The organism is Bradyrhizobium sp. AT1, assembly GCF_001590795.1.
In the GTDB taxonomy this organism is placed as follows: Bacteria; Pseudomonadota; Alphaproteobacteria; order Rhizobiales; family Xanthobacteraceae; genus Bradyrhizobium.
Genome location: NZ_JXDL01000001.1, coordinates 3,146,431 through 3,171,334, shown reverse-complemented (window position 1 = coordinate 3,171,334; position 24,904 = coordinate 3,146,431). Strand labels below are relative to the sequence as shown.

Sequence of the window (24,904 nt, the reverse complement as noted above, 5' to 3'; positions counted from 1 at the left end):
TTTCATGAGCGTGCGCCCTCAGGCCAAGGACAAGCCGGCTGCGGCTTCTTTCCAGTGGGACGATCCATTCCTGCTCGACGAGCAGCTCACCGAAGACGAGCGTATGGTGCGTGACACCGCCCGCGCCTATGCCCAGGACAAGCTGCTGCCGCGCGTCACCAAGGCCTATCTCGAAGAGAAGACCGACCGCGAGATCTTCAACGAGATGGGCGAACTCGGCCTGATCGGCATCACGCTGCCCGAGGAATATGGCTGCGCCAATGCGAGCTACGTGGCCTACGGCCTCGTCGCGCGCGAGATCGAGCGGGTCGATTCCGGCTATCGCTCGATGAACTCGGTGCAGTCCTCGCTGGTGATGTACCCGATCTACGCTTACGGCGACGAGAACCAGCGCAAGAAGTACCTGCCGAAGCTCGCCAGCGGCGAGTGGGTCGGCTGCTTCGGCCTGACCGAGCCCGACGCCGGCTCCGACCCGGCCGGCATGAAGACGCGCGCCGAGAAGGTCGCGGACGGCTATCGCCTCACCGGCAGCAAGATGTGGATCTCGAACGCGCCGATCGCCGACGTGTTCGTGGTCTGGGCCAAGTCGGCCGCGCACGACAACCAGATCCGCGGTTTCGTGCTGGAGAAGGGCATGAAGGGTCTCTCCGCGCCGAAGATCGGCGGCAAGCTCTCGCTTCGCGCCTCGATCACCGGCGAGGTCGTGATGGACGGCGTCGTGGTTCCCGAAGACGCGCTGCTGCCCAACGTCTCGGGCCTCAAGGGGCCGTTCGGTTGCCTCAACCGCGCCCGCTACGGCATCTCCTGGGGCGTGCTCGGCGCCGCCGAGGACTGCATGCATCGCGCCCGCCAGTACACGCTCGATCGCAAGCAGTTCGGCAGGCCGCTGGCCGCGACCCAGCTGGTGCAGAAGAAGCTCGCCGACATGCAGACCGAGATCGCGCTCGGCCTGCAGGGCTCGCTTCGCGTCGGCCGCCTTATGGACGAGGGCAAGTTCGCGCCCGAGATGATCTCGATCATGAAGCGCAACAATTGCGGCAAGGCCCTCGACATCGCCCGTGTCGCCCGCGACATGCACGGCGGCAACGGCATCTCGATCGAGTACCACGTGATGCGCCACGTCCATAACCTCGAGACGGTCAACACCTACGAGGGCACCCACGACGTCCACGCCCTGATCCTCGGCCGCGCCATCACGGGCATTCAGGCGTTTTTCTGAGCTCGCAGGGTACGGGGCAGGCGAACTCTTCGACGCCATGGCCGGGCAAAAGCGCGAAGCGCGTCTTCGCGCTGGATGTCCCGGCCATCCACGTTCTAGGACACGCGAAGAACGTGGATGCCCGGCACAAGGCCGGGCATGACGAAGTCAGCAAGGTTATGAGCAAGCCATGTCCGACAATGACGACGTCCCGTTCAACCGCAACTTTCCGCTGAAAGCCGGCATCGTCGAGGAAGTCCGCCCCGGCGTGCGCCGCGTGCTCTGCAACAATCCGAGCCCGTTCACCTTCACCGGCACGGTCAGCTACATCGTCGGCACCGGCAATGTCGCGATCATCGATCCCGGCCCGGATGACGAAGCCCATGCGGCTGCGCTGCTCGATGCCGTGCGCGGCGAGACGGTGAGCCATATTTTCGTTACCCACACCCATCGCGACCATTCGCCGAACACGGCGCGCATCAAGCAGGCGACGGGCGCGCCGGTTTATGCCGAAGGCCCGCACCGGGCCTCACGTCCGCGTTTCGAGAGCGAGAAGCACAACCCGGAATCCGGCTCCGATCGCGATTTCGAGCCCGACATCAGGATCGCCCATGGCGATGTCGTCGAAGGCGACGGCTGGCGGCTCGAGGCCGTCGCGACGCCCGGCCACACTGCCAATCATCTGGCCTTCGCCTGGCCGGAGCGGAAGTTCAACTTCGTCGGCGACCACGTGATGGGCTGGTCGACCTCGATCGTGGCGCCGCCCGACGGCTCGATGATCGACTATATGGACTCGCTCGACCGGCTTGCCGCGCGCGAGGAGGACCTCTATTTCTCCGGCCACGGCCCGGAGATTCCCGACGGCCCGCGCTTCGTGCGCTTCCTGATCCGCCACCGCAAGGCGCGCGAGGCCTCGATCCTGCACCGCCTCGCCAAGGGCGAGACCGACATCCCGACCATGGTGCGTGCGATCTATATCGGGATCGATCCGAGGCTGACGACAGCCGCCGGCTATTCCGTGCTGGCGCACCTGGAAGATTTGGTTGCCCGCGGTATCGTGGCGACGGATGGCGATCCCGTGATAGGCGGGACGTACAGGATGGCGGGCGCCTAGCTCGGTGTCATTCCGGGGCGATGCGAAGCATCGAGCCCGGAATCCATTCATCCACCAACGCTGCGGCCCGATGGATTCCGGGCTCGGTCCTGCGGACCGCCCCGGAACGACGGTCGAGGCTACTTCTTCACCGTCTTCGCCGGCGCCTTTGGCGGTGTCACCGGCGTCTTCTTCACCGGCTTGAGTGCGTCGGCGTCGGCGGCGGTGTTGAGGTCGTCGATGAACTTCTTGACCCGCGCGGCGTTGCTGCCGAGATCGCTGTCGAAATTGCGCGAGGCCGAGCGGATATCGACGCGGGAATCATCGCCGTCCGCCACGAACCTGATCGAAACGTCCTCGCGAAACCCCATGATCGGCGTGCGCGCCACCGCCTCGATGCGGCCGATGCGGCGCGGCGGCTGCGGGGCGCGCTCGTCGATGACGATCCATTTACGCTTGTTGACGAGCTGGAGCGCGATCGCATAGGCGCGGTCGACGGAAATCTCGAGCTCGACGGGCTCGATATCGGGATAGAAGTGGCGCTGCTGCTCCGCCGAATAGAGGCCGGCATAGACTGCGGGATTGGTGCCCTCGCCGGTGCGCAGGCGCGCCAGCGCTTCGAAACGGGGCGGGTCGATCGCGTCGGTGGTGATGTCGTGGATCGCCGGCAGCTTGCGATATTGCAAGGCCAGATAGGCGGGATAGGCGAGGATCGCCCCGTCGATCAGGAAGGCGATCAGGATGCGCGCCATGCCGCGCGAGCCGTTCTGCCAGATCGCGGCAAAGCCTAGGAGCCCGAACAGGATCGAGAGGCCGGCGATTGCGAGCCCGCCGAAGAAGGTCGCAAGCGCCGGCTTTGGCTCCAGGAAATCGAAGCGGACGATGATGACCGACACCACCACCGCCACCACGGCGAACACGGCCAGATTGCGCGCCCAGCTCGCGAGGCTGGACACGGGCTCCGACTGATAGGGAGCGGAAAACCTGCGGGCCATCGAGTGAGCTCTGCCGGGATTTTGGGGCGATGCCGGCCGATCTGGCGCGACGATGGGCCGTTGAGACCACGGCGCGGGGGCAAATTCAAGGGCAGTCCACGCTCTCTTACCCTCCCCTGGAGGGGGAGGGTCGATCGCGCGAAGCGCGAGCGGGGTGGGGTGACAGTTTCTCCACCGCGGCGGTGCCTGCGTGGAGAGATCACCCCACCCCGTCTCACATTGCGCTTCGCTTCATGTGAGCCGACCCTCCCCCTCCAGGGGAGGGTTGGCACCGCGCCTTACGCCGCCGCGTTCGGGAAGCGATAATCCCTGAACTGGTCGCGTAGCGCCGTCTTTAGGATCTTGCCGGTGGCGGTGTGCGGAATCCCCTCGACGAAGGCAACGTCGTCGGGCATCCACCATTTGGCGATCTTGCCGTCCATGTATTTCAGGATCTCCTCACGGGTCGCCTGCTGGCCCTGCTTGAGCTGCACGATCAGGAGCGGACGCTCATCCCATTTGGGGTGGAACACGCCGATCACGGCGGCTTCCGCTACGGCCGGATGGCCGACCGCGAGATTTTCGAGGTCGATCGAGGAGATCCACTCGCCGCCGGACTTGATGACGTCCTTGGAGCGGTCGGTGATCCGCATGTAGCCGTCCTCGTCGATGGTCGAGACGTCGCCGGTGTCGAAGAAGCCGTCCTCGTCGAGAATGTTGCTGTCGACGCGGTAATAGGCCTTGGCCACCGCGGGCCCGGAGACCTTGAGGCGGCCGAAGGTCTTGCCGTCCCAGGGCAGCTCCTTGCCGGCATCGTCGGTGATCTTCATCTCGACCGCGAAGGGCGCGTAGCCCTGCATCTGCAGCACGTCGAGCCTGGCATCTCCGGTGGCGTTCTGGAACGGCGGCTTCAGCGCCGCGACGCTGCCGATCGGGCTCATCTCGGTCATGCCCCAGGCGTGACGCACGTTCGAGCCCATGTCGAGGAACGCCTTGATCATCGAGCGCGGCATCGCCGAGCCGCCGCAGATCACCATCTTCAGGTCAGGCAGCTTGAGATTGTTGGCCGCCATGTGCTGGAGCAGCATCAGCCACACCGTCGGCACGCCGGCGGTGTGCGTCACCTTCTCGGTCGAGAGCAGCTCGTAGACCGAGGCGCCGTCGAGCTTGGCGCCGGGCATGACCAGCTTGGTGCCCTGCGAGGGGGCGGAGAAGGCGATGCCCCAGCTGTTGGCATGGAACAGCGGAACCACCGGCAGCATTGTCTCGGACGCGCTGGTCCCGAGGGCGTCGACATTGTTGGCCATTAGCGCATGCAGCACGTTGGAGCGATGCGAATACAGCACACCCTTGGGGTCGCCCGTCGTGCCGGACGTGTAGCACATCGCGGCCGCCGTGTTCTCGTCAAAGTCCTTCCATTTGAATTTGCCGTCGGCCTCCGCAATCCAGTCCTCGTAGGCCACGACGTTCTTCAGCGTGGTCTGCGGCATGTGCGCCTTGTCGGTCAGCACGACGTAGCGCTCCACGCTCGTCAGCTTGTCGGCGATCTTCTCCAGGACCGGAACGAAGGTGATGTCGGTCATCACGATGCGGTCCTGCGCATGGTTGATGATCCAGGCGATCTGCTCGGGGAAAAGGCGGGGATTGACGGTATGGCAGATGGCGCCGATCCCCATGATGCCGTACCACACCTCGAGGTGGCGCCAGGTATTCCAGGCAATCGTCGCGACACGGTCGCCGAGCTTGATGCCCTCGCGGTCCAGCATCTGCGAGACCTTGAGCGCGCGCTTGTGGATCTCGGCGTAATTGGTGCGGTGGATCGGTCCCTCGACCGAGCGTGTGACCACCTCCTGCTTGCCATGAATTCTGGCAGCATGTTCGATGATCCGGTGGCAGAGCAGGGGCCAATCTTGCATCAAACCAAGCATTCCGACGTTCCTCCGAGAAGTCGCTGGGCGCGTTGTCGCTCTCAGCGTTGGGCCAAAGATTGCCATGAGTTTTAGCCTGCCGGACTTTCGCCGCAAATGGTCTTGTCGCGGCTATATGTCCGCTGGCGCGGCAATGGTTACCGCTGCGCTCGGCCTGTCGCTCGTGCTTTCCGAGCGGGCAGAGGCGCGAAAATCGACGTCTCCGCTGGATATCTTCGGTATCGCCGCACCACGGCCGCGCGCGGCGGTTCATTCCGCCAAGATCCCACTGCCGCGCCCCCGCCCCGAGGAGGCGCCCAAAGCATCGGACGAGGCTCCGCCGGACGCTGACGGCAAGCCTTCTGCAGACAAGGCATCCCCCGACAAGCGCGGCGCCGACAAGCCCGCCGAGGCTGCGCCGGCGCCCCAGAAGCCCGTCTCGGCCTGCCGCCTCGCGCTGACCGAGGAGATCGCGATCGCGCCCTCAATTCCCGACATCCGCGGCCCCGGCGCCTGCGGCGGCGAGGATCTGGTGCGGCTGGAAGCCGTCGTGCTGCCGGACAAGCGCAAGGTGACGGTCAAGCCGGCGGCGATTCTCCGCTGCACCATGGCGTCCGCGATCGCCGATTGGCTGCGCAAGGACATGGTGCCGCTGGCCTCCAGCCTCGGCTCGACCATTGGCGAACTCGACAATTTCGATTCGTTCGAGTGCCGCGGCCGCAACCGCGTCGTTGGCGCGATGCTGTCGGAGCACGGCAAGGCCAATGCGATCGACGTTCGCGCCATCAAGCTCGCCAACGGGCAATCGATCGGCCTCACCGACCGCACCCTGGCGCGCGAGGTGCGCGAGCGCGTGCTGCACTCGGTCTGTGCGCGGTTTTCCACCGTGCTCGGCCCGGGCTCGGACTGGTACCACGAGGACCATATCCATCTCGACCTCGCCCAGCGGCGCAACGACTATCGGATCTGCCAGTGGAACGTCTGGGATCCGCTCCCGCAGGTCGCTCCGCTGCTGCCGGCCGAACGCCCCGAGGAGGCCCCGCCGCGCGAAGTCGCCGCGAAGCCCGAGGCCAAGCCTGACGGAAAGGATGGAACTGACGACGAGGCGACGGAGAAGTCTCCAGCAACTGCGGAGAAGCCGGCGGCCGATGCCGGCAAGTCCCAGCCGCACAAGCCGGCAACAAAAAAGCGCCGGTGATACCGGCGCTTTTGGATCTCGGAGATCAGCAGGCGATCAGTAGCTGCCCGCCTGGCCGGTCTGGCTGCTGCCGAGCGCCAGCCGCGAATTGTAGGGCGAGTCGCCGTGCTTCGGCTCGAGCACGACCACGATCGTGCCGACCTTGACGCGATCATAGAGATCGATCGCGTCCTCGTTGGTCAGGCGGATGCAGCCCGACGAGATCGAGGCGCCGATATATTCCGGCTGGTTGGTGCCGTGGATGCGGAACAACGTGTCTTTCCCGCCGGAATAGAGGTAGATCGCACGGGAGCCCATCGGATTGTCCGGACCGGGCGCGACATAGGTCGGCACGCCCAGGCGCGAAATTTCGCCGGGGGTGGGGTGCCATGCCGGCCACTCGGTCTTGCTGCCGACCTTGGCGATGCCCGACCAGGCCATGGCTTCTTCGCCAACGGTGATGCCGTAGCGGATCGCCTTGCCGCCCTCCTGCACGTAATAGAGGTAATGGTTGTCGGAATCGACCACGATCGAGCCCGGCGCTTCCTTGCGGTGGTAATCGACGATGGCGCGGCGGAACGGCTCAGCGACCGGGGTGTTTTCGTACCGGACCTTGGCGAGCAGTTCCTTGTCCTTCGGCTTGAAGGCCTTGGTGTCGGTCGCCTCGAAATGCGTGGCCTGCATGCAGCCCGATAGCATCAGGCCAGCGGCCAAAATCCCAAACTTAACTTTCAGCGACGACATGGTTTGGTTCCAATCAAAACAATACCGTGCGGAAGCCTTGAGCTTACCGCCCAAGTTCCTCGACTCCGTTAATCCCCATTATCGTTGAAATCTGCCACAATTCCAGCACTGAAGCCCTTTTCCCGCGCTGCAAGACCGTGGCTGTGGCTTTTCTGCCGCAAGTTTTGCGGCCGCGTGAAGGTTTTTGGGCCGGAAGCGCCGAACTGTCGATTCCGTGCCACAGTTGGGACATGGCGCCGCCACAAATGGAAACGCCTCGTTAATCCGCTTGTCATCGTGAACTTGTCAGAATCGCGCTAAGGGCTGTCATTCTGACGCAGGGTCTCTGGAGTTGTGCATGTTTTCAGTCTTTGTTCCCTCCGAGTCCTCCCTCAAGAAGGCGGTCGTCGAGGACCTCACGGTGCTGCCGGAGAGCGCGGTCTGGATCGATCTCGTTAATCCTAGCGGGGCTGAGGACAAGGCGGTGGAGCGGCTCGCGGGCATCGCCATCCCGACCCGGGAAGACATGCAGGAGATCGAGATCTCCAGCCGCCTCTATATCGAGAATGGCGCGCGCTACATGACCGCGACGCTGATGTGCCACTCCGATACCGACATGCCCAGGACCACGGCGGTGACCTTCATCCTCGCCGATCATCGCCTGGTCACGGTGCGCTACGACCAGCCCAAGCCATTTGCCCTGGTCGAGGCCAAGTTCGCCCGCTCCTGCGCGCCGTCCATCACCGGCGAGGCCGTGCTGATGGAGCTGCTGGACGCCGTCATCGATCGCTGTGCCGACATCCTGGAGCGATGCGGCGCCGAGATCGACCAGGTCAGCCACGACATCTTCGAGCCGGAGAGCGAGCGCCACGGGCAGGCCAAGAGATATTCCCAGATCCTGATCTCGATCGGCCGCAAGGGCGATTTGACCTCGAAGGTTCGCGAGAGCCTGGTCTCGATCGGCCGCGTCGTGACGTTCCTGTCCGCGGTGGTGGAGGGCGTGAAATGGTCGAAGGACATGCGCGAGCAGCTCAAGACCATGCAGCGTGACGTGGCATCACTGACCGACCACGCCTCCTATCTCTCCAACAAGATCACCTTCGTGCTCGACGCCATGCTCGGCGTCGTCAATCTCGAGCAGAACAACATCATCAAGCTGTTCTCGGTCATGGCCGTCGTCCTGATGCCGCCGACGCTGATCGCCTCGATCTACGGCATGAACTTCAAGATGATGCCGGAACTCGAATGGGTGCACGGCTATCCGATGGCGCTGGTGATGATGCTGATCGCCGCCATCGTCCCGTACTGGATCTTCAAGTGGAAGAAGTGGTTGTAATACTACCGAGACCTTACATCGTTCGCAGAGACACCCCGCTTGGTGTCGCAGAATAGAGCGGGATTGCGGCCGCGCGGTGATGCGTGCCCAGTGCCCCAATTCCTCCGGTAAAATTTGAGCGGTGGGCTGAACGTTTGCGCGAAACTTGTCTGCGATAAGCAGTGCGTAGCCGCGAGGAACAACCATGGTTGAAAAACACATAACGTCGCCCCGCAACGTCATCGATCTGGCGAACTATCGTCAGGCGATGACGAGCGGCAAGGCGTCGTCGATGTCGGCGCGCATGTGCCGGCACTGTGGTGCTCCGCTGCTCGACGGTGAGAACGACGACGATTGCTCGACTGCATTCAGCACGGCCGCTCCGCGGCCGCGCGACCGGTCACGTCGGATTCGAATCGATTGAGGAACGGAAGGCGAGGGCGATCCAGGTCTTGCGGCGGCGTTGTCTGGATCGCCTTGCTTCCCTCTCGCGAGCCCGTTGAGATTCAGCGGCGCCTCTGATGTTCAAGCCATGGCGTTCCGTCCAGTCCGCTTATCTCCGGGAGAGGACGCCGTTGCAGCCACGCCGCGGATGCCAGCGCCCGGCCCGAGCCTCGTCGTCGCCCGACGGGCAAAACACCCGGTGACGCTGTCAATCCCTCACTGCGAAAATATTCCAATTTACCGAAATTCGGTTTCGGCGTATGTGTCGCTCATCCCGGCTCTCCAAGAGGGGCGATCTCGAGGTCGTCTTGCGAGCGCAGCGACTTGTCCTCCGAAGCCTTGGCAATCCAGAATCCCTCCGCGAAAAGATTCTGGATTGCTTCGTCGCGAGGGCTCCTCGCAATGACGTGGAGAAGAGCGTGCGCCACACTCCGCCCTCGTGCCCCGGACGCGGCGCAGCGTCACTTTGACGGTGCGCTGCAGAGCCGGGGCCCATTTGGCCGCGTGCCCGCCGCCTCTGGGTCCCGGCTCTGCGCAGCGTCACTGCGTGCCGCAGCGCGTCCGGGACACGAGAGAGGCGTCGTCGCCCTTGCTCCATCCCGGCCGCGCAATGACGCGAACCGATCAGACGTGCTGGCCGCCGTTGATGTGGATCTCGGCGCCGTTGACGTAGGAGCTGGTGTCCGTGCACAGCACGTAGATGATCTTGGCGACCTCGTCGGGCGTGCCGAGGCGATGCAGCGGGATCTGCTGCTCGACGATCTTCTCGGTGCCCGGCGACAGGATCGAGGTGTCGATCTCGCCCGGCGCGATCGCATTCACGCGCACGCCGACGCGGCCGAAATCGGACGCCATCTCGCGCGTCAGCGAGGCGAGCGCGGCCTTCGATGTGGCGTAGGCGGCGCCCGCGAACGGGTGCACGCGCGAGCCGGCGATCGAGGTGACGTTCACGACCGAGCCCTTGGCCGCCTTCAATTCCTCGATCAGCCCGCGCGCGATCATGATCGGCGCGAAGAAGTTGACGTGGAAGACGTGGGTCCAGGTATCGAGATCGGTGTCGACCGAGCCGAGCCGGGAGCCGCCGGGGCCCTTCGGCGAGATCGCGGCGTTGTTGACCAGCGCATGCAGCACGCCGCCTTCGAGCCGGTCGCGGATATCGGAGATCGCGCGTGTCGTGTCCGCGGGATTGCTGAGATCGACCTGGATGTGGTCCTCGGGTCCTGCGTCCCACGGGCAGTCCTCCGGAAAGGGATGCCGCGAGCAGGTGATGACGCGCCAGCCCGCCGAGGAGAAGCGGATCACGGTGGCGTGGCCGATACCGCGGCTGGCTCCGGTCAGGAGCAGCGTACGGCGCGGCGCATTGGACGAATGCGGCATGGACATCTTTCAGGTCGGCCCAAAGCTTTAAGGATACATCCGCGTCTTGGACCACGGTTGGCCGGCCGCGTCACGGCGAAATTCGATGCGGTCGTGCAGACGGAATGGGCGGTCGTGCCAGAACTCGATCCGCGCGGGCGTGATGCGCCAGCCGCTCCAGCCCGGCGGCCGCGGCACGTCGCCGATGACGTGTCTGGCCGCGACTTTCGCGATGGCTTGTTCGAAAGCGAAGCGGCTTTCCAGCTCCTGCGACTGCTTGCTCGCCCAGGCGCCGATCTGCGCCTGCTTGGGACGGGTGGCGAAATAGGCGTCGGCCTCAGCGTCGGTCACCGGCGTCACGTTGCCGCGGATGCGGACCTGACGGCGCAGCGACTTCCAGTGAAAAAGTAACGCTGCCTTAGGATTTGCGGCGAGTTCGCGTCCCTTTTGGCTCGCGATGTGGCTGTAGAAGACGAAACCTTCGGTATCGAAGCCCTTCATCAGCACCATGCGCACGTCAGGCAGCCCGTCGGGGTCGACGGTTGCGAGCGCCATCGCGTTCGGATCGTTTGGCTCGCTCTTGATCGCCTCGTTCAACCAGGCCTCGAACAGCGCAAATGGTTCGTCGGCGGCGGTAAAATCACCGGATGTTAAGGGTGTCTGGTGTTTGATCGAGGTCGTGTCGGTCATGTCTGGAGTCCGAGTTGCGTCCCGCGGCCCAAAACGCGTTGTTGTCCGCTGCCGCCCTATATAGGGCATGGGGATGCGTTGGCCTATCGGCGATCCGGCCATCAGGCTTCGTGATGACGATGATTTTGATCGGGCTCGGCACCGGCGGCTGCAGCTTTTCCCGCAATGACACCAGCGCCTATGCCAAGGCCGACGACAGCGACCTCACCGGTTCGATCGCGCGGCCGAAGGACGCCCCGCCAACCGAGACCGATCTCGCCTTCGCCCGCAACGCCGCCTCCGACGTCCTCAGCAAGGGCGATAGGGATTCCAGCCAGCATTGGGAGAATCCGGAGACCGGGGCGCGCGGTTCGGTGACGCCGATCGCGCAGTCCTATGCCGCCGAGGACGGCCGCAAATGCCGCGATTTCCTGGCGAGCTACGTCAACGGGACGACCGAAAGCTGGCTCCAGGGCGCCGGCTGCCAAAGCAGCCGTGGCCGTTGGGAGATTCATACGCTAAAGCCGTGGCGGAGCTAGGATTCGGTTTGCAGGCCTAGTTGCAAAAATGCCACTCCACCCCCACATGGTTCGCAGGTGGGGCGGGGAGCCCTTTGAACAATTCGATTCTTGAAGGAGACGTGACGGATGCGCGACCCCTATGAGGTCTTGGGGGTGCCGCGGAGCGCAAGCGCTGCCGCGATCAAGAGCGCCTATCGCAAGCTTGCCAAGAAGCATCATCCCGACAGCAACAAGGACGACCCGAAAGCCGCCGAGCGCTTCTCCGAGATCAACTCGGCGAACGAGATCATCGGCGACGAGGACAAGCGCAAGCAGTTCGACCGCGGCGAGATCGACGCCGACGGCAAGCCGCGCTTCCAGGGTTTTCCGGGCGGTGGCGGGCCGCGCGGTCGCGCGGGCGCGGGTCCCGGCGGGTTCGAGAGCTATACGTTCCGTTCCGGCGGCGGTCCCGGCCAGGGCGGCGGCGGGTTCGAGGATATCCTCAACAGCATGTTCGGCGGCGGGATGCGTGGCGCCCGGCCGGGGGCTGGCGGCGCCGGTCAGTTCGAGTTCGACACCGGCGGCGTCGGGCTCGATCTCGACGTGAACGTTGCCATGTCCGTCTCGCTCGAAGAGTCGGTCAAGGGCGGCGAGAAGCGCGTCCGGCTGCCGACGGGCAAGGAGCTCAACGTCAAGATTCCGGCCGGCGTTACCGAGGGCCAGCAGATCCGGCTCCGGGGGCAGGGCGAGTCCGCGCAGGGCCATCCGCCCGGCGATCTCCTGATCACCATCAACATTGCCCCGCACCCGTTCTTCAAGGTCGAGGGCGCCGACTTGCGCATCGACCTGCCGGTCACGCTCTACGAGGCGGTTCTCGGCGGTAAGGTCCGCGTGCCGACCCTCGGCAATGCCGTGGAGCTTTCGGTTCCGAAAAACACCTCCAGTGGCCGGACCTTCCGCCTCAAGGGCAAGGGCCTGCCGAAATCAGGCGGAACCGGGGATCTCTTTGTCACCGTCAGGATTATGCTACCTGACGGGAACGACGCCGAGCTTGAAGCATTGATGGAAAAGTGGCGGGACCAACACCCCTACAATCCACGTAGCGGGCTTGGCCAGGCATGATCCGGACCCGGAGGGCCGCGTTAGCGCAAAGTGCGTAGCGGTTTTCCGGAAAGATCATGCCCAAACAAAGAGCTAAAGCGCGAAGCATCGCGCTTTGGGGCGCGATTCGAACTGAAGGGGTTCTCCGAAAGGCCTAGGGCATCGTCCGGGAGATGATGCTCATCATACAGGCGAGGCGTGATAGCGCTTCGATGCTCGACGGTGTCGGCTGTCCGGCGGGGCAGCCGATAAAAAGGTGCGGCCTCGAGAGGGGGACCAGCGCGGTACCAAAAACCCCAATCGAGGCCGCCCGCGTCGATCGGCGGATCGAACGCTGCTCATTTTCGCGTGATCATCCGGTGCGATAATGAGACGCGCCGATGTCTTCATTCCAAATTTTCAATGTCGGAATCTGGGCACCGCGCTCGCGCAGTCGCTAGGTGCCGTTTTTCTCGGCCTGATCGTACACGGCCTGCGCCACCTTGGTCAGGCGGTCGCGATCACCGCCGCCGCTGACGACGTAGCCGACACCGCGCTCGGCCCAGAACAGCGCGCCGTCCTTGTCCGTTTTGGCGTAGCGCATTTGCGTTGCACCATTCTCGGTCTTGGCAGTGTAGATCGTGTAGCGCTCGCCAGAGGCGCCCTCATACATCAGGAACGAGGCCGGGCCGCTCGGCCCCGGCAACAGCCGGCCACCGACCAGCTTCAGCCCGCTCGCTTCCAGATTCGGCGCGAACACCGTCCAGCCGCAACGCCGGGTCAGCCAAGCCTGGAGATGGTCGCGCTCGTTGCCGCCGACCTCGACGGGGTGACGGACCTCGACGACATAGAGGCGGTGGGCATCGAGCGCATCTGCCGTAAAGTTCTGGAAGGTCGAGGGTGCGCTGGCGGCGCCATGCGCGACCCAGCCGGCCGTGCCGCCGGCGACGAAAGCAACCAGGACAGCGGCGGCGGCGCCATAGAGCCATTGCCGCGGGCGGCGTTCCAGCCGCTCGAGCTCCAGCCGCGCCGGCACCGGCTCCTGGGCGATGGAATCGTAGCGGGCGTGCAGCATCTCCGCCATGGCCCGCCAGGACTGCACGCGTTCGGCCTCGTCAGGATGGGCGGCCAGCCAGGCCTCGACGTCGGCGCGGCGCTCGGCCGGCAGCTCGCCGTCGACATAGGCGTGCAGTTCGTCCTCGGTCACTGGAATCTTGCGGTCGTTCATGTCGATCGTCTCTGGCTCTGTCGCCCACAATATCGTTCAAAGTACAACTTCGCGTCGCTCATCGGCACGCTGCCGGCGGATGCTACGCAATGCATCAACCCTGCCATCATTTCACCCGCCTGAGCGTCGGGCGCTCGCCTTCCAGCGACGCCTTGACGTGGGCGCGGGCGCGGGCCAGGCGCGACATCACGGTGCCGATCGGCACGCCCTGGATATCGGCGACCTCGCGGTAGCTCATGCCTTCCAGCATGACCAGCAGCAGCACCGAGCGCTGCTCCTCGACCAGCGTCGCCAGCGCCCTCTCGATGTCGCGCCCTTCGGCTTCGGTGCCGCTGGCATCCGGGTTGTTCTCGGTCAGCTGCATGAACTGCGGCCGCCTCGCCAGCGAGCGCCGCCGATTCTTGTTGAGGTTGGTCAGGATCGTGTAGAGCCAGCTCCTGACATCGCCTCCGAGAAACAACCGCTCCGATCGCAGTGCCCGCACCAGCGTGTCCTGTACCAGATCGTCGGCCGCGTCCGCGTCGCGCGTCAGCGCGCGAGCGTAGCGTCGCAACGCCGGGATCATGGCTTCCACACTCTGGCGAAACGCACTCATTGCGGTCTTGACGTCCTGGTGTCGGGCGCGAGCGCCCATAGCGATCATAACACCCGAGTGGAACGGCTATTCCGGCGCTCGAAACAGCGTTAACGCGGCGTATTAGGGCTGTACCGCAGGGGAGGGCTGGTGTACCTCCAAATCTCATCAAGAGTTCGACGGGACGTGCAAAAATGGCGCAGAATTCAGGTCTGATGCAGGGAAAGCGCGGGGTCATCCTCGGCCTTGCCAACAACCGCTCGATCGCCTGGGGCATTGCCAAGGCATGCCACGCCGCCGGCGCCGAGCTCGCCTTCACCTATCAGGGCGATGCGCTGAAGAAGCGCGTCGAGCCGCTCGCCGCCGAGATCGGCGGCCTGGTGCTCGGCCATTGCGACGTCACCGATGCCGCGACCATCGACGCAGCCTTTGCGGTGCTGCAGGAGAAGTGGGGCAAGATCGACTTCCTGGTGCACGCGATCGCCTATGGCGAGCAGCTGGAAGGCCGCTATGTCGACACCACGGCGGAGAACTTCTCCAAGTCGATGCTGATCTCCTGCTATTCGTTCACGGCGGTGGCGCAGCGCGCCGAGAAGCTGATGACGGATGGCGGCTCGATGATCACGCTCAGCTACTATGGCGCCGAGAAGTGGATGCCGCATTACAACGTGATGGGCGTGGCCAAGGCGGCGCTCGAGGCCAGCGTGCGCTATCTCGCCGCCGATCTCGGCGAGAAGAACATCCGCGTCAACGCGATCTCGGCAGGTCCCATCAAGACGCTCGCCGCCTCCGGCATCGGTGACTTCCGCTATATCCTGAAATGGAACGAGAACAATTCGCCGATGCGGCGCAACGTGTCGACCGAGGATGTTGGCGGCAGCGCGCTGTATCTGCTCTCCGACCTGTCGCGCGGCGTCACCGGCGAAGTGCATCACGTCGATTCCGGCTATCACGTGCTGGGCATGAAGCGGCCCGATGCCCCGGATATCTCGTTCGGCGGCAAGGACTAGTTTCAGATCCGGAATGGCCGTGCCCACGATCTACTATCTTCGCCACGGCGAGACCGAGTGGAATGCGCTCGGCAGGCTTCAGGGCACCAAGGATATTCCGCTGAACGCGCGCGGGCGCGATCAGGCCATCCAGGCCGGCAGCATCCTCGCCGACTTGTTCAAGCGCGAGGGGCGCGACAAGGCGGCATTGCCGTATGTGTCGAGCCCGCTCGGCCGTGCGCGCCAAACCATGGAACTCGCGCGCGGCAAGCTCGAACTGCCGGTGGCGGATTACGCGCTTGACGACCGGCTGCGCGAGATCGGCTACGGCAGCTGGGAAGGGCTGACGCTGGCCGAGAGCGAGGCAACTGATCCCGAGATCTACGCCAGGCGCCTCGCCGACAAATGGACGGTGGGCCCCGCGGGTGGGGAGACCTATGCCGATGTGCAGGTTCGCGTGCGCGCCTGGTACGACCAGCTCCAGGCCGACACCGTCGCGGTCGCCCATGGCGGCACGTGCCGGGCCCTGATGGTGTCCTTGGGGCTGGAAACGCCGGCCAGTGCCGCTGAGCTCTATATCCAGCAGGGTGCCGTCTACGTGTTTCGCGAGGGGCGGCTGGATAAGTTCAGCTAGCGGTGCCCCCTCCGCTGTCTTGCCCCGGCCCGTGGTCGGCATTTGACCCTCCATCGGGGGCGCGTTACCACACACTGACCAAGCCAGCGAGCAGCGATGTCCTTCAACACCTTCGGCCACATGTTCCGCGTCACCACCTTCGGCGAGAGCCATGGGGTAGCAATCGGCTGCGTGGTCGACGGCTGTCCGCCCATGATCCCACTCACCGAGGCCGACATCCAAGGCGATCTCGACCGCCGCCGGCCCGGCCAGTCGCGCTTCACCACCCAGCGCCAGGAGCCGGACCAGGTCAAGATCCTGTCCGGCGTGATGGCGCATCCGGAGACCGGCGTGCAGGTGACGACGGGCACGCCGATCGGGCTGCTGATCGAGAACACCGACCAGCGCTCGAAGGACTATTCCGAGATCAAGGACAAGTTTCGTCCCGGTCATGCCGACTTCACCTATGAAGCCAAATACGGCCTGCGCGACTATCGCGGCGGCGGCCGCTCCTCGGCGCGCGAGACCGCGACGCGCGTCGCTGCTGGCGCGATCGCGCGAAAGGTGCTGCCTGACGTCCGCGTGCGCGGCGCTCTGGTGCAGATGGGCCCGCACAAGATCGACCGCGCCAAGTGGGACTGGGACGAGATCGCCAGGAATCCGTTCTTCTGCCCGGACAAGGACAAGGCCGCGTTTTTCGAGACCTATCTCGACGGCATCCGCAAGAGCGGCTCCTCGATCGGCGCGGTGATCGAGGTCGTCGCCGAAGGCGTGCCTGCCGGCCTCGGTGCGCCGATCTACGCCAAGCTCGATTCCGATCTGGCGGGCGCGATGATGACCATCAACGCGGTGAAAGGCGTCGAGATCGGCGCCGGTTTTGGCGCGGCGGAATTGACCGGGGAGGAGAACGCCGACGAGATGCGCACCGGCAATGACGGCACGCGCTTCCTGTCCAACCATGCCGGCGGCGTGCTGGGCGGCATCTCCACGGGGCAGCCGGTGGTGGTGCGCTTCGCGGTGAAGCCGACCTCGTCGATCCTGCAGCCGCGTCTGACCGTTGATCGCAAGGGCGCCGACACCGAAATCTTCACGAAAGGCCGTCACGACCCCTGCGTCGGCATCCGCGCCGTTCCCGTCGGCGAAGCCATGATGGCCTGCGTGCTGGCCGATCATTTCATTCGGGATCGCGGGCAGGTCGGGCGCTAGCGCCGAGTAGGGCGTCCGTGTCGCGGTACCAGTCCACCGCGCAGCTTGACGATCCCGCAACTTCGTCCGCAAATGCGGACATGCAAAGCTCCGAGCTCCAGCGCGTCTCTAACTGGCTGATCGACGGCGCCTGGTCGACGGTAGAGCCAGTCGCCATGATCGCGGATTTCTGCGAACGTCTGGTCGCAGCCGGTCTACCGCTGTGGCGGTTCGGCATTTTCATCCGCACGCTCCACCCCGAAATATTCGGCCGCAACTTCATCTGGCGGCAGGGCGGAGAGGTCGAAATCGGCACTGTCGAATTCGATGTGCTGGACTCGCCGGCGTTCGCCCAGAGTCCGCTTCGGATCGTATTCGAGCAGGGGCTGGAGGTCAGAGGGCGTGTCGACGATCCCGCCAGCCAGCGATTTCCCATCATCAACGACATGCGCGCCGAAGGCGTGACCGATTATGTCGCGGTGCCGCTGCCGTTCCTCGACGGCTCCGACAACGCGACAAGCTGGATGACGCGGCAGCCCGGCGGCTTCAGCGACGACAACATTGCGGCGATCCGCTCCATCATTGCACCGCTCGCGCGTGTCAGCGAGATCATCAGCCTGCGCCGCACCGCGGAGATGCTGCTCGACACCTATGTCGGCAATCGCGCCGGTGCGCGCATCCTCGGTGGCCAGATCCGGCGCGGCCACAACGACACCATGCAGGCCGCGATCTGGCTGTCGGATTTGCGCGGCTTCACCGCATTGTCGGACCGGCTGCCGGCCGAGACCGTCGTCGAGATCCTCAATCACTATTTCGACTGCCAGGTCACCGCGATCCGCGGCCATGGCGGCGAGGTGCTGAAGTTCATGGGCGACGGCCTGCTCGCGGTCTTTCCGATCGACGAATATGTCGGCGACGCCGCCCATGTCTGCTCGCGCGTGCTGGAAGCGGCGCGCGAATCCCGTGCTAGCGTCGAGGCGCTGGCGTTTCCGGTCGGCGACGTCGTCGAGCGCTTCCGCTTCGGCGTCGCGCTGCATGTCGGCAACATCCTCTACGGCAATATCGGCGGCGGCAACCGCCTCGACTTCACCTGCATCGGCCCCGCCGTGAACCTGGCCGCAAGGCTCGAGAAGATCACGGGCCGCCTGGGGCGGACCATCGTCGCCTCGGAGGGGTTTGCCAATGTCTGCCGCCACGACTGGCGCGAGCTCGGCGAGTTTCCGATCGCAGGGTTTTCCAAGGCGCAGCGTGTGTACGGACTGGCCGAGGAAGCGTCGGTGGCGATCGGCTGAGCTGCTATTCCTCCGGCTCGGTGGTGAACAGCAGCGGATAGCCCTTGGCGCGGCCGGCATCGGTGGCGCGGGTGGCCTTGGTTTCAGCGACGTCCTTGGTGAACACGGCGACGACGCAGGCGCCCAGCTTGTGGGCGGTGATCATCACCTTGTAGGCCTGATCGTCGGTCATGCGGAACTCGGCCTTGAGGATCATGGTGACGAATTCGCGCGGCGTGTAGTCATCGTTGATCAGGATGACCTTGTGCAGCTTCGGACGCTCGACCTTGGTCTTCGTCCTGGTTTTCGGCTTGGTAACGGTGTCGTTCATTCCGCCTCCTGGAATCGGCGGGCTCGGTTCCAGCCGCGGCGATCAGCTCGCAGCCTTCTCACCATATTGCAGGACCTGCACCTTCTCCAAGGTGATCAGCCCGCTCGACATCATGCCATCCAGGATGGGCAGGAATGCGTTGATGTTGTCCTCGCTGTCGACGATTTCGATCAAGAGCGGCAGGTCTTCCGACAGCCGCAGGATTTTCGAGGTGTGCAGCCGGCTCGATTTGCCGAAGCCCATGGGCCCGCGCAGCACGGTGGCGCCGGCCAGGTGCCGCTCGCGCGCGGTCATCACGATCGCTTCATAAAGCGGCTTGCCGTTAAAGTGAGCGCTCTCGCCGATGAAGATCCGGAGCGAAACTGCTTGATTGGGGATTTGCACGGTCAGCTCCTTGCCAAACGGTTGTAGCGGCTTGCCATCATATGGCCGATCCACACCGACACCAGCCAGCAGATCACGGATGCTGTGATGTAAGCGAGTGCGGTGTATTTCATGCCGCCGTGGAACAGGCGGAAGGTCTCGAGGCTGAAGGTCGAAAAGGTGGTGTAGCCGCCGCAGAACCCGGTCATGACGAACTGCCGATGCTCGGGCCGCGCCAGCATGCGGCCATCCGGGCCGGTCAGCGTCGCGTAAAAGCCGATGATCAGCGAGCCCGTGGCATTGATGAACAGCGTCGCGAAGGGGAAGCCCGGCCCAGTGTCGAGCGCGAGCCCGATCAGATAGCGCGTCAGGCCACCGACGATGCTGCCCGCGGCAACCCAGGCATAAAGCATCGCGGTGCGCCAGCGCTCGGCAGAGGGGGAATTCATCAGCCGCTAGCCTCCAAATCCGTCTGCCAGGAGGAAGCCGCAACTGACGGCAGCGAGACACAGCCCGACCGATGCCACGACGTTGCCGAGCGCATGCATGGGTTCGCCGCTCCGCGCGAGCGTCAGCGTCTGCAGGCTGAACGAGGACACCGTGGTGTAGCAGCCGAGAAAACCGGTCACCGCGAACAGCCATGGACCGGGTGCGGCGAAGGCCGAGCCGGGATGGGTCGCCAGCGCGCCGAAAATCCCGATCAGGAAGGCGCCGGTGACGTTGATGGTCATGGTGCCCCAGGGAAATGTTTCGCCCAGCCGCCGCGCGATCGCACCGGAGACGAAATAGCGCGCACAGCCGCCGAGCACGCTGCCGACCATGATTGCGAACACTCCGCTCAGCACGATGAAGGACCTCCCATCTCATTTTTTCTCCGCTGCCAGACCGTTACCGACGGCCAATAGTCCCACGAGCGAGACCAGCGCGAAGCCGAGCCCCGCCAAGAACGTTCCGGCCGGTCCATAGGCATCCCACAGCGCGCCCGCGATCACGCTCGCGGCCAGCAAGGCAAGACCAGTGAACAGGTTGAAATAGCCGAACGCGGTGCCGCGCAGGCTCGGCGGCGCGGCGTCGGCGACGAGCGCCGAGAGCAGGCCTTGCGTCAATCCCATATGCAGCCCCCACAGCACGACGCCGAGTGCGAGGCCTGCCAGATTCGGCAGCAGCGCGAGTGCAAGATCGGCACAAGCGAGGAAGACGAGGCCGAGCGCGAGCAGGCCGGTCCGGTTGATCCGGTCCGACAGCACGCCGGCCGGATAGGCGGAGAGGGCGTAGACGATGTTCATCAGCACCAGCACCGCGGGCACCCACATTGCATGGAGCCCGATGTTCTGGGCCCGCAGGATCAGGAAGGCCTCGCTGAAGCGCGCCAGCGTGAAGACGATTCCGACGGCCACGACACGCCAGTAGACCGCGCCGAGCTGGCGCATCGCGGCGATGTTGAGCGGATTCTTTGCAGGCTCCCGGCTCGGATCCGGCTCGCTCACCGCGAACGCGATCAAGCCGAAAGACAGGAAGGCCGGCAGCACCGCGAACCAGAAGACGAGAGCGAAATTGTCCGCCGTCCACCACATCAGACCGATCGCCACCAGCGGCCCGACGAAGGCGCCGATGGTGTCGAGCGATTGCCGCAGGCCGAAGCTCGCGCCGCGCAGGCCGATTGGCGCGATATCGGCGATCAGCGCATCGCGCGGCGCGCCGCGAATGCCCTTGCCGACGCGGTCGATGAAGCGCGCCGCCACCAGCCATCCGACGCTGGGCGCTAGCGGGAATAGCGGTTTTGTCAGCGCGGCAAGTCCGTAGCCGAGCGCGGCGAGCAGCTTGCGGCGGCCGAGCCAGTCCGACAGCGCGCCGGAGAAGATCTTGGTGATCGAGGCGGTCGCCTCCGCAATGCCCTCGATGAAGCCGACGGTCAGCGTGGAGGCGCCGAGCACGGTGACGAGATAGACCGGCAGCAGCGCGTGGATCATCTCGGAGGAGATGTCCATCAACATCGAGACGAAGCCGAGCACCCAGATCCCTCTGGGCAGCCCCGCACGCTCGGCATTCGGTGTCGTCGTCGTCACGTCTTCGCCTTCTCCCGGCCTTTGCACCAGACAACAAAAAACCCGCCATCGGCGGGTTTGATCATGCTCCCGCCGAAGGCAGAGGCTCAATGATTGCCCCTCCTCAAGCAGGAGTCATCAGCCCACCACGGTCCAAGATTTGGGTTCAAGGCCGCCGGGCGGTTATCGGGGGACTCCATCCCCATCTGTGCGGCCAGCCTAGCATGGAAATCGTGCCGGACAAGTGGGCGGGGCGCGTCTCCACCGGTGCCGTCATTTCCGCGGTCGTCGCGTCGCGCACGTTCCGGCGACGCAAGCGCGGCAACAAGGCGGCAGTTTTGCGTGAACTGCGCCAATTCCCTAACTCGAATGTGAAGCGCAAGCGATCTTCCCGCTTTGCGGCAAGGCGATTGCATGTCACCATCGCGTCATACGACGGGAGACTGCGATGCGCTTGCTGTTCTCGATCGGGGCTGTGCTGGTGGCCGGCATGTTTGCCGGAGGGGACGTCGCGGGCATCGCGGCACCAGGGCCGAAATTCGAACCGACCAAAAATCAGCGGCTGGCGGGCGACAGGGACGCGCAGACGGTCGACGTCGAGCTGGTCCTCGCGGTCGACGTGTCCTATTCCATGGACATGGACGAACTCGCGATCCAGCGCGAGGGCTACGCGCAGGCGATCCAGTCGAAGGAGTTCCTGCAGGCACTGAAGCTTGGTCCGAACGGCCGGATCGCGGTGACCTATTTCGAGTGGGCCGCCTCCAGCGACCAGAAGATCATCATTCCCTGGCGGCTGGTCGACGGGCCGGAGACGGCGGATGCCGTCGCCGCCGAGATCATGAAGACGCCGATCCGGCGCGCCTCGCGCACCTCGATCTCCGGCGCGATCATGTTCGCGATGCCGTTGTTCGACGAGGATCCCTATCGGGGCTTGCGCCGCGTCATCGACATCTCCGGCGACGGCCCCAATAACAATGGCGGCCCGGTCACGGTGGCGCGCGATGCCGCGCTCGAGAAGGGCATCGTCATCAACGGCCTGCCGATCATGGTCAAGGAGCCGTCCTATTCGACCATGGATATCGACAATCTCGATTTCTATTACGAGGACTGCGTCATCGGCGGTCCCGGCTCCTTCGTCATCACGATCAAGGACCGCGACAAGTTCAAGGAAGCGATCCGCACCAAGCTGCTGATGGAGGTCGCCGGCCGCACGCCGGAGCGTCCCGTGATGCGGGTTGCGGACAAGGAGCCGCGCGTCAATTGCCTGATCGGCGAGAAGATCTGGTCGGATCGCTGGGGAAGGTAGCCGCATCTCGCCCCGGCTGAGACCTTTTGCCCGCGCGCCGGACGCGTGGATTTAACCCCTCGTTAACTGGTGCGGGGCCCTAATCGCCGGGTTTCTATTCGTTTCCAGTCGGCAACCTGATATTGCCGAGGCGAGCGAAAGCGGGTTTGTCAGGCCCGTCCGAGCAATCCAATGGCCGTCATCTCATCGAGCACCAACCAGATTTCGCCTGCCAACGAGCGCCTGTATCACCAGAGCGCTCTGGTCGGCGACTGGAAGGGCAATTGGGTCGGCAACAACCAGCCTGTCGGCTTCAAGGTCGTGAACATCCGCGGCGCCCGGGCCCAGGTCGAGTACACCCATAACGGCCACACCGAGCGCGGCTTCGCCGAGGTCCAGGGCACGCTCATCACCTTCGGCGGTGTCACAGTCGGCACCAAGGACGGCAAGAACATGGTGATGCTGTTCTCCTTCGGCGGCGCCGGCAAGCAGACAGCGAATCTCGAGAAGCAGGCGCCACCGGCTTCCGACAGCCGTCTCATGGGGAGCTGGGGCGGTTACTCTTCCGCGAATGGCAAGAGCGCGAGCTTCAAGGTGCTCGCGGTCAACGGCAAGGAAGCGCAAGTCAGCGTCACCACCGACGGCGTCACCCGCCAGGGCACCGGCTACGTCTACAAGAACGTCATCATGTTCGGGCAGGCGCAGATCGCGACAGATGACGGGCAGAACGGCAAGATCATCTACCAGGTCGGCAGCAAGTCCTTCATGGTACCGGTGACGAAATATCCGCCGGCCGATTCATCGTCCTCGGTGGACAGGACCGCATAGCTTTCACGGCCGCGTCACGTCCTGTTGCGTCGGTGCCTTCAATTGACGATGGATCTTCCGCACGACGTCGCAGGCCGGCGCAAGCGCGCCGTCGCCGATCAGCCGCCAGACCTCGTTGGCTTGCTCCACCAGATCTGGGATCGTGAGCGGCAACACGGCAGCCTCCTGCAGCGCGGCTTTCTCGTTGATCAAATAGCGTTCGTTGAGCGCGAACAGCAACTGCGCGATGCAGGCGAGCGATCTGTAGAGACATCCGGCGACGTGGGTTCGATCACCCCGCGCAATGGCGAGCTCGGCATTCTCGATGCCGAACAGGATCTCCCACTGGAAGCACCGGATCAGGGCTTCGCGCAACGGACGGGGATAGGGCAGGGCGATCGATTTCAACCGGGCGATCAGGCCTTGCGGATCGTGCAGGGGCTGGCAATAGGCGACCTCGCCCATCCAGATGGCCGAGCAGAAGCCGTGGGGATGGCCGGGCTGGTAGTCCATGGTGACGAGGCCGGCACGGCAGGATGTCATCACGGCTTCGACCGCATCGGCGTTGCGATAGAGCAGGTCGACCTTGCGGCCTTGCACCGACAGCCACGCACCGCCGACGATCCATGGTCCCCATTCGCCGATCGGCGTCACGTTCGTGGCGGCGGGATCGTCGGCGATCTCCTTCGCAGCCGTCCGCAACCGCTCGGTGTCGAGCGGGCTCGCTGCGGTGAAGTAGAGCCCGATATCATAGTCAGAGGTGGGATGCGCGCTGCCTCGCGCACGCGAGCCGCCGAGCACGATGGCCGCAACGCCGGGGACGTCGCGGAAAGCGGATGCCAGTCGCGTGAGCAGGGGATCGTGAGGCATGAGGTCCGGTCGGTGGAGGGGCGCAGCGGCGATGTTGGCGCGGGCGCTGCGCTGGCATTGGCGGTGTCAGGGGAGTATAATCCGCAAAAGTCTCGACGGTAGCTTCAATGTCCAGCCTCGCCCGTTTCTCCGCTCTTGCAACTCTGCTCGCCGTGCTTTGCCTGATCGCTGTGCCGGTTCAGGCGCAGGTCGCGCCGCTGAGCTATTGGATCCCCGGCGGGCCTTTCGGCCTCAGCGGCGGCGCCGGCCAGAGTTCCGACGCGTACGGCAATTTCACTGGTTTCAATACCGGCGATGCGGATTGGCGCAGCAGCGCGACGTACGGCTTCTTCGTCGGCAGTCAGCGCGGCAACCTCAATTGGAGCGGACTCAGTCAGACCGGATTTGGCCAGAGCGGACTTGGTCAGAATGGATTTGCCGGCAATTTCGGCGCGCTCTCCTATGACAGCACGCAGTTCGGCTACGCCACCAAGACCGCGGGCGGCATGCCCGTGACGTTTTTTGCCGGTTTCGACACGATGAAATATGGCAATGGCATCGGCAGCTCGATCGCGCCGCTGACCTCAGGCGCGGCCCCGGGCACCAGCGCATTTGCGGGCGTCGAATTCAAGCCGACCTCCAACCTCAGCCTGTCGTTCGGCGCCGGTTTCATCCAGCAGGATTCGGGTCGCATGGACAGCGATATCCGATCGAACATGCTGCCCGGCGAGTCGCCGGCGCTGAGCGGGCTGCGGCGTTAGGCCCGCATCACTGCTTCCGGCGCACGCCGCAGCGATTTCGGCAGGTCCGGGCCGCTTCCAAACCGCATCACGATATCGGGACGCCGTTCGCCGAGTCCGAGCGAGGCTGCAAATTGCGCCCTTAGCGCCGCCACCTCGACCGGCTGGTTGACGAAGGAATATTTCAG

At 64.7% G+C, this 24,904-nt stretch carries 27 protein-coding genes and 1 riboswitch; of the genes, 14 read left to right on the top strand and 13 right to left on the bottom strand.

Features of this window, described 5'->3' with window-relative positions; all coding sequences use genetic code 11:
- Positions 1-4 precede the first annotated feature (4 nt).
- Positions 5-1,219, top strand: a complete 1,215-nt coding sequence (locus SE92_RS14910; protein WP_063196452.1) for an acyl-CoA dehydrogenase — start codon at positions 5-7, stop codon at positions 1,217-1,219.
- A 169-nt stretch (positions 1,220-1,388) separates the two neighbouring features.
- Positions 1,389-2,312, top strand: a complete 924-nt coding sequence (locus SE92_RS14905) for an MBL fold metallo-hydrolase (RefSeq protein WP_063196451.1) — start codon at positions 1,389-1,391, stop codon at positions 2,310-2,312.
- A 119-nt stretch (positions 2,313-2,431) separates the two neighbouring features.
- Here the strand turns inward: SE92_RS14905 and SE92_RS14900 are convergent, their stop codons facing one another.
- Positions 2,432-3,286: a DUF1499 domain-containing protein gene (locus SE92_RS14900; protein ID WP_063196450.1), complete on the bottom strand. Its 855-nt coding sequence runs from the start codon at positions 3,284-3,286 to the stop codon at positions 2,432-2,434.
- Between the two features lie 278 nt (positions 3,287-3,564).
- Positions 3,565-5,193, bottom strand: a complete 1,629-nt coding sequence (locus SE92_RS14895) for a fatty-acid--CoA ligase (RefSeq protein ID WP_063196449.1) — start codon at positions 5,191-5,193, stop codon at positions 3,565-3,567.
- 64 nt (positions 5,194-5,257) lie between these two features.
- Here SE92_RS14895 and SE92_RS14890 point away from each other — a divergent pair, with 64 nt between their 5' ends.
- A complete protein-coding gene (locus SE92_RS14890) occupies positions 5,258-6,370 on the top strand; it encodes an extensin family protein (RefSeq protein ID WP_063196448.1) in 1,113 nt (370 codons plus the stop codon).
- Between the two features lie 36 nt (positions 6,371-6,406).
- On the opposite strand, the gene SE92_RS14885 is transcribed toward SE92_RS14890, so the two are convergent.
- A complete protein-coding gene (locus tag SE92_RS14885; protein WP_063196447.1) occupies positions 6,407-7,093 on the bottom strand; it encodes a L,D-transpeptidase in 687 nt (228 codons plus the stop codon).
- Between the two features lie 337 nt (positions 7,094-7,430).
- On the opposite strand from SE92_RS14885, the gene SE92_RS14880 reads away from it, so the two are divergent.
- On the top strand, positions 7,431-8,408 hold the full coding sequence (locus SE92_RS14880) for a magnesium transporter CorA family protein (protein WP_063196446.1): 978 nt from the start codon (positions 7,431-7,433) through the stop codon (positions 8,406-8,408).
- A gap of 184 nt (positions 8,409-8,592) precedes the next feature.
- Positions 8,593-8,811 (top strand): hypothetical protein, encoded by a 219-nt coding sequence (locus SE92_RS34985; RefSeq protein ID WP_084251817.1) that lies wholly within the window; start codon positions 8,593-8,595, stop codon positions 8,809-8,811.
- 644 nt (positions 8,812-9,455) lie between these two features.
- Here SE92_RS34985 and SE92_RS14875 read toward each other — a convergent pair.
- Together SE92_RS14875 and pdxH are read right to left on the bottom strand one after the other, a co-directional pair.
- Entirely contained in the window at positions 9,456-10,208 is a 753-nt protein-coding gene (locus tag SE92_RS14875; protein WP_063196445.1) for an SDR family NAD(P)-dependent oxidoreductase, read from the bottom strand.
- 27 nt (positions 10,209-10,235) lie between these two features.
- Positions 10,236-10,877, bottom strand: a complete 642-nt coding sequence (gene pdxH / locus SE92_RS14870; RefSeq protein ID WP_063196444.1) for a pyridoxamine 5'-phosphate oxidase — start codon at positions 10,875-10,877, stop codon at positions 10,236-10,238.
- A 113-nt stretch (positions 10,878-10,990) separates the two neighbouring features.
- On the opposite strand from pdxH, the gene SE92_RS14865 reads away from it, so the two are divergent.
- Together SE92_RS14865 and SE92_RS14860 are read left to right on the top strand one after the other, a co-directional pair.
- Positions 10,991-11,395 carry an RT0821/Lpp0805 family surface protein gene (locus SE92_RS14865; protein ID WP_063196443.1) on the top strand — a complete coding sequence of 135 codons (405 nt, stop codon included), beginning with the start codon at positions 10,991-10,993 and terminating at the stop codon, positions 11,393-11,395.
- A 108-nt stretch (positions 11,396-11,503) separates the two neighbouring features.
- Positions 11,504-12,478 (top strand): DnaJ C-terminal domain-containing protein, encoded by a 975-nt coding sequence (locus tag SE92_RS14860; protein ID WP_063196442.1) that lies wholly within the window; start codon positions 11,504-11,506, stop codon positions 12,476-12,478.
- A gap of 415 nt (positions 12,479-12,893) precedes the next feature.
- On the opposite strand, the gene SE92_RS14855 is transcribed toward SE92_RS14860, so the two are convergent.
- Together SE92_RS14855 and SE92_RS14850 are read right to left on the bottom strand one after the other, a co-directional pair.
- Positions 12,894-13,664 (bottom strand): anti-sigma factor family protein, encoded by a 771-nt coding sequence (locus tag SE92_RS14855; protein WP_063196441.1) that lies wholly within the window; start codon positions 13,662-13,664, stop codon positions 12,894-12,896.
- Positions 13,665-13,770: 106 nt separating this feature from the next.
- A complete protein-coding gene (locus SE92_RS14850) occupies positions 13,771-14,259 on the bottom strand; it encodes an RNA polymerase sigma factor (RefSeq protein WP_028144186.1) in 489 nt (162 codons plus the stop codon).
- Positions 14,260-14,432: 173 nt separating this feature from the next.
- Between SE92_RS14850 and fabI the strand changes: the two genes are divergently transcribed.
- The 4 genes from fabI (at position 14,433) to SE92_RS14830 (ending at position 18,317) form a co-directional block, all read left to right on the top strand.
- Complete coding sequence (gene fabI, locus SE92_RS14845; protein WP_063196440.1) at positions 14,433-15,248, top strand: enoyl-ACP reductase FabI; 816 nt, start codon at positions 14,433-14,435, stop codon at positions 15,246-15,248.
- Positions 15,249-15,261: 13 nt separating this feature from the next.
- Positions 15,262-15,861 (top strand): histidine phosphatase family protein, encoded by a 600-nt coding sequence (locus SE92_RS14840; RefSeq protein ID WP_063196439.1) that lies wholly within the window; start codon positions 15,262-15,264, stop codon positions 15,859-15,861.
- 96 nt (positions 15,862-15,957) lie between these two features.
- Positions 15,958-17,046 (top strand): chorismate synthase, encoded by a 1,089-nt coding sequence (aroC, locus tag SE92_RS14835; RefSeq protein ID WP_063196438.1) that lies wholly within the window; start codon positions 15,958-15,960, stop codon positions 17,044-17,046.
- Between the two features lie 80 nt (positions 17,047-17,126).
- Positions 17,127-18,317, top strand: coding sequence for an adenylate/guanylate cyclase domain-containing protein (locus SE92_RS14830; protein WP_063196437.1), 1,191 nt, complete (start codon positions 17,127-17,129; stop codon positions 18,315-18,317).
- A 4-nt stretch (positions 18,318-18,321) separates the two neighbouring features.
- Here SE92_RS14830 and clpS read toward each other — a convergent pair whose 3' ends face one another.
- Genes clpS through SE92_RS14805 form a run of 5 tightly spaced genes read right to left on the bottom strand, consistent with a single transcriptional unit; the run spans position 18,322 to position 21,056 of the window.
- Positions 18,322-18,627 (bottom strand): ATP-dependent Clp protease adapter ClpS, encoded by a 306-nt coding sequence (gene clpS / locus SE92_RS14825; protein ID WP_063196436.1) that lies wholly within the window; start codon positions 18,625-18,627, stop codon positions 18,322-18,324.
- 42 nt (positions 18,628-18,669) lie between these two features.
- On the bottom strand, positions 18,670-19,011 hold the full coding sequence (locus tag SE92_RS14820; protein WP_063196435.1) for a DUF190 domain-containing protein: 342 nt from the start codon (positions 19,009-19,011) through the stop codon (positions 18,670-18,672).
- Positions 19,012-19,013: 2 nt separating this feature from the next.
- Complete coding sequence (gene crcB / locus SE92_RS14815) at positions 19,014-19,439, bottom strand: fluoride efflux transporter CrcB (RefSeq protein ID WP_063196434.1); 426 nt, start codon at positions 19,437-19,439, stop codon at positions 19,014-19,016.
- 6 nt (positions 19,440-19,445) lie between these two features.
- Positions 19,446-19,835 (bottom strand): fluoride efflux transporter CrcB, encoded by a 390-nt coding sequence (crcB, locus tag SE92_RS14810; protein WP_084251816.1) that lies wholly within the window; start codon positions 19,833-19,835, stop codon positions 19,446-19,448.
- An 18-nt stretch (positions 19,836-19,853) separates the two neighbouring features.
- Positions 19,854-21,056: an MFS transporter gene (locus tag SE92_RS14805; RefSeq protein WP_063203541.1), complete on the bottom strand. Its 1,203-nt coding sequence runs from the start codon at positions 21,054-21,056 to the stop codon at positions 19,854-19,856.
- 101 nt (positions 21,057-21,157) lie between these two features.
- A riboswitch (Fluoride riboswitch) is annotated at positions 21,158-21,248 on the bottom strand.
- A gap of 235 nt (positions 21,249-21,483) precedes the next feature.
- Here SE92_RS14805 and SE92_RS14800 point away from each other — a divergent pair.
- Positions 21,484-22,341 carry a DUF1194 domain-containing protein gene (locus SE92_RS14800; protein ID WP_063196433.1) on the top strand — a complete coding sequence of 286 codons (858 nt, stop codon included), beginning with the start codon at positions 21,484-21,486 and terminating at the stop codon, positions 22,339-22,341.
- Positions 22,342-22,512: 171 nt separating this feature from the next.
- Positions 22,513-23,148 (top strand): hypothetical protein, encoded by a 636-nt coding sequence (locus SE92_RS14795; protein WP_063196432.1) that lies wholly within the window; start codon positions 22,513-22,515, stop codon positions 23,146-23,148.
- A 3-nt stretch (positions 23,149-23,151) separates the two neighbouring features.
- Here the strand turns inward: SE92_RS14795 and SE92_RS14790 are convergent, their stop codons facing one another.
- A complete protein-coding gene (locus tag SE92_RS14790; RefSeq protein WP_063196431.1) occupies positions 23,152-23,997 on the bottom strand; it encodes a nucleotidyltransferase domain-containing protein in 846 nt (281 codons plus the stop codon).
- Positions 23,998-24,104: 107 nt separating this feature from the next.
- Between SE92_RS14790 and SE92_RS14785 the strand changes: the two genes are divergently transcribed.
- Positions 24,105-24,737: a hypothetical protein gene (locus SE92_RS14785; protein WP_063196430.1), complete on the top strand. Its 633-nt coding sequence runs from the start codon at positions 24,105-24,107 to the stop codon at positions 24,735-24,737.
- The last annotated feature ends 167 nt before the right edge of the window (positions 24,738-24,904 follow it).